This is a genomic window from Synechocystis sp. LEGE 06083 (assembly GCF_015207725.1).
Taxonomy (GTDB): domain Bacteria; phylum Cyanobacteriota; class Cyanobacteriia; order Cyanobacteriales; family Microcystaceae; genus Synechocystis; species Synechocystis salina.
This window is the reverse complement of the sequence record NZ_JADEWJ010000323.1, coordinates 1-3,920: the sequence shown is the minus strand read 5'-3', so window position 1 is coordinate 3,920 and position 3,920 is coordinate 1. Positions and strand designations below refer to the sequence as shown.

Below are 3,920 nucleotides of genomic sequence, written 5' to 3'. Positions count from 1 at the left end.
GTTCCTGACTGACTAAACCAAGAATTTCCAACTGTAATAATCCAGCGGAAACATCTCCAATGGCCAGGGCTGTGACGGCGACAATTTGATCTAGGGCCGTGGGCTCTTCCTCTACTGCGGCCAGGATTTTCCCTAAAGTTGCCTCCAAGTTCTCCGGTGGTTCAGTCAAAGGTGGTTTACCCCTTGCCCCAGTGGTTGAAGTGGGGACATTGGTTGGGACTGGATAGCGAGCTTGGCGATCGCCTTGGACATTTTTTTGCTCTTGTCCTTGATCTAGTAGGGGCATAGCTCCTAGGCTGGCCAACAATTGATTTTCCGAGAGAATTACCTCTGCTCCGTTATGGATGAGATTTAAACAGCCGTGGGCTTCGGGAATATCGGGGGAATTAGGTAGGCTAAACACGTCCCGGTTGAATTCGTTGGCATACTTGGCGGTGATTAAGGCCCCGGATTTTGGGGGAGCCTCCATGACCAACACGGCCCTGCTCAGACCGGCAATGATGCGATTACGGGCGGGAAAATTGCCCCTTTCCGGTTTACTACCCACGGGATATTCACTCAAAATTAGTCCTTCTGCGGCGATTTGCTCAAATAATTGCCGATTCTGGGGAGGATAAACCAAATCTAACCCAGTGCCTAAAACGGCGATCGTCCTTCCGTTTACCCGTAAACAACTGTTATGGGCGTCAGCATCAATGCCAGCGGCTAAGCCAGAAACGATGGTGAAACCAGATTTGACCAGAGCTTGGCTAATTTTCCTTGTCCAACGGCTCCCATGCTCGGTGGGGTAACGGGTGCCCACTATGCCTACTCCGGGAATTTGTCCTTGACTTTCTCTGTGGTCAAGACGTCCCAGATAATACAACACCGGCGGCGGACTAGGGATTTCCCACAGTAAACGGGGATAGTCTGGGTCATTGGGAGTAAGAAATTGGGGATTTTTTTCTTGATGTTCTTCTAAAAATTGAAACGGATTGAGGTTATTCCTTTGCTCGATGATTTTCTCAATTAATTTTTGACCAAAACCCTCCACTTCTCCCAGGGCGATCGGTCTAGCCTTCCAGGCATTTTCCAAAAGCTCAAAATGTTGAGCCAGCCGCTTGAGCAACACTGGCCCTACCCCCTTAACCTGACTCCAGGCTAACCAATAGGCCTGTTCAGAATTCGCCATGGCTAATCAAAAATTTGTGAATAAAATCTATGACCCAGTGCCCCCAGAAATAGTTTGTATTTGATTAAGAATATTGTTTTCCTTTGTGCTGTATTTAAGGGAACGGGCTAGGGATAACGCTTGTTGATAGGCGGTTAACGCCGCACTGGGCTGTTGGGCATCGATGTAAAGTTGGGCAATTTTTTCGTAGGTAATCATCATGCCGTAATAGTTATAGGATTGCTGTTGTACCTGCAAAAGTTGTTTATAAATTTCCAAGGCATAGTTGGCCTGTTCACTGAACAGGTACAAATCCCCCAGCTTATCCAAGGCGATCGCCGCTGTGCTCAATTGTTTAATCGACCAAGCCAGGGTGTAGGCCTTTTGATAGGCTTGACTGGCATTTTCCGCCTGCTCTAGTTCTAAATAATGATCGCCAATGGAAATCTGGATGTCGGGCACCAATTCTGGCTTACCGTCCTGCAATCTTCTTTGCACCAGTTGCTCTTTGATGCGAATGGCATTGTCGGGCTGGGCAGACTGTTTGTAGATTTCCCCCAATTTTTGTAAATAAATGCCTTCGTAATAGCTGTTGCGGGCGTTGGTGGCCCTGGCTAAAAGGGTTTCATACACTTCAGCGGCGGCGGGATAGTTAAATTTGGCCAGATACAGTTCCCCCAACATCGAGAGGGCCTGGTTTTCGCGGCGGTAATCCCCCTGTTGTTGAGCTTCCCGACGCATTTGCTGATAAACGGCGATCGCCGCATCTAGACTGTGGAGTTGCCCATAGGCTTTGGCAAAGGCCGTTAACAGTTCCGGGCTCATAGCCTTTTCCCTAGTCAGGGAAAGTTGTAAATCTTCCAAACGCTGACCGATGGCCATGACGTCCTGATTGCGCCCCTGCTCCCAGGCGATCGCCCCAATACGACCCAGGGCTTCAACCTCGGCCAAATCCCCCAACCTTTGTCGCCCCCGTAAACTGCGGTAACGGAGTTGAAAAGCCTGGTCTCCCTGCCCTGCTTGATCCAACACTAGGGCCTCAGCTTCCAATGCATCTAGGGCTTCGATTAACCGTCGCCTTTGCAAAGGGGTGAGGGTTTCCCCAGAAGGAATCAAGGGATCCGTGGGAAAAAGGCTGGGGTCAAAGGGATTTTCGCTGGGGCTGAGAGGGGGCGGTGTAATGGGCGGGGGAATGTAGGGAGTCCCCTGGGCCTGCACCGGCTGAATATGCAAGGCCCCACCAATTAGGGCAGGGATAACCATCAACCAGACCAGAAGTAAGGCGGACTTTACTCCCAGGAAATATTGCCGATCGCCGGCGGACAGAGATGGATGCATAGGGAAAAGTGATGGGGACAGAAAGAACCTAATTGTGGTCAAAATCTTCGAACTGGTCGAAGCGGTCATCCTGGCGATCGCCAACGGGCCAATCTTCATTTACTCCCCCCACAATTAAACGGCGAATAGGTACGTAATCGAGGGAAAGCTGGTACAGTGCATTGATCAACACATCCAGGGCAATGAGATCGCTAGTGCCCAAGTCAAACCAACAACGGCCCCAGTGGTCTTGGTATTGGAAGTCCGCCATATTATGCATGGGGGCCATCATGGAACTAGGAAGACTAGCACTGTCATAGTCCAAATAACTCAGGTCAATGCCCGTATCCTGTACTTGAAGATTTTCCGCATTAAAACCCCCTAGTTTGCCTAGGTAAAACCAAGAAGCAAACAATTCTTCCACATATTGTTGCTCCGCTGGGGCCGGATTGGTCTCGAATTCTAGCCAGATCCAAAAGTCAAAGGGATTTACTTCCCGAAATTGCACTTCCATAGGTTGGGGAGATGGTTAACTTTTAAACGTTATTAATTTTTAAGCGCAACGAGTCGGAGGGAAATGGACGGAATTAATCGGCCCAAAAGGGAAAAATTCCGAAAATTTCCAACAATTCGACCAAAAGAAATGAAATAGGATTCAAATATAAGGGGTGATGTCCTCTTGGCAGTCATCGGCCAGGTAGGAAAGGGCCCGGAACCTCAGGCCAATTAACTGTTCGTAGAGGGGATTTAGTTTGCACAGGGGGGGAATATGAACAATTTTGCGCCCAAATAGTTTAACATCCCGCTCGAAGGGACATTGGGGGGGCACCAGATGGCAAATGAAATGGGCCAAACGAGGATCCTGGATGGCCATGGCGTCCAGCCAGTCCTTGACGGGGTGAAGTAAATCGGGATGGGGATGTTCCTCCATTTCGGTTCGATCGCCGTTGGGATCACAGATGGTATGTTCCAATGACTCCAAGGCGTCAATTTTTATCCCTAGGGCTTGACTAAATTCCCGTAATAGCCGTCCTTCCACTGGAGAATAAAGGCCGTCGGCGATCGCCACCAACACCGCTGTACGCAGGAAATTTTCTGCTGTTTCCTTGTCGTTGCCCAAGCCTTCCAACAATTCCGCCGGGGTAATGGTCTTGAACAAAACCTCATCTTCTTTATTGCCAAAACCCATCTCCTGGGTGAGGCCAGTAATCATTTGTTGCTCCGATTCACTGAAGTCCCCATCACTCCAAGCAATGGTCAGCAGTCCCCTCAACCAAGTGGCAATTTGGACATCGGTATAACGACTTTGGGTACGATTGGCCATGATTTTCCCCCGGGCAACTATGCGGTCATCAAACACTTAAATCAAACTCTAACTGAAGTGTAGCTTAGAATACGGAGCCCCTTCCCTTCCCTTCCTAAGCTAAAGGAGACTGCTTTGCGTCCTCACCAC

4 protein-coding genes are annotated in these 3,920 nt (G+C 49.4%); all 4 read right to left on the bottom strand.

The features are described from left to right. On the bottom strand, positions 1-1,171 hold a 1,171-nt coding region (gene dprA, locus IQ219_RS17735), incomplete at its 3' end, for a DNA-processing protein DprA (protein WP_194073482.1). A 27-nt stretch (positions 1,172-1,198) separates the two neighbouring features. After that, positions 1,199-2,488 carry a lipopolysaccharide assembly protein LapB gene (locus IQ219_RS17730; RefSeq protein ID WP_194073481.1) on the bottom strand — a complete coding sequence of 430 codons (1,290 nt, stop codon included), beginning with the start codon at positions 2,486-2,488 and terminating at the stop codon, positions 1,199-1,201. A 28-nt stretch (positions 2,489-2,516) separates the two neighbouring features. Then, positions 2,517-2,981 (bottom strand): DUF3531 family protein, encoded by a 465-nt coding sequence (locus IQ219_RS17725; RefSeq protein WP_194073480.1) that lies wholly within the window; start codon positions 2,979-2,981, stop codon positions 2,517-2,519. A gap of 141 nt (positions 2,982-3,122) precedes the next feature. Next, a complete protein-coding gene (locus IQ219_RS17720; RefSeq protein WP_190596273.1) occupies positions 3,123-3,791 on the bottom strand; it encodes a Mo-dependent nitrogenase C-terminal domain-containing protein in 669 nt (222 codons plus the stop codon). Positions 3,792-3,920 lie beyond the last annotated feature (129 nt).

Excerpts from the sequence above, each read along its gene's own strand:
- IQ219_RS17730 (WP_194073481.1), bottom strand. The coding sequence starts at position 2,488 with ATGCATCCATCTCTGTCCGCCGGCGATCGGCAATATTTCCTGGGAGTA.
- IQ219_RS17725 (WP_194073480.1), bottom strand. The coding sequence starts at position 2,981 with ATGGAAGTGCAATTTCGGGAAGTAAATCCCTTTGACTTTTGGATCTGG.
- IQ219_RS17720 (WP_190596273.1), bottom strand. The coding sequence starts at position 3,791 with ATGGCCAATCGTACCCAAAGTCGTTATACCGATGTCCAAATTGCCACT.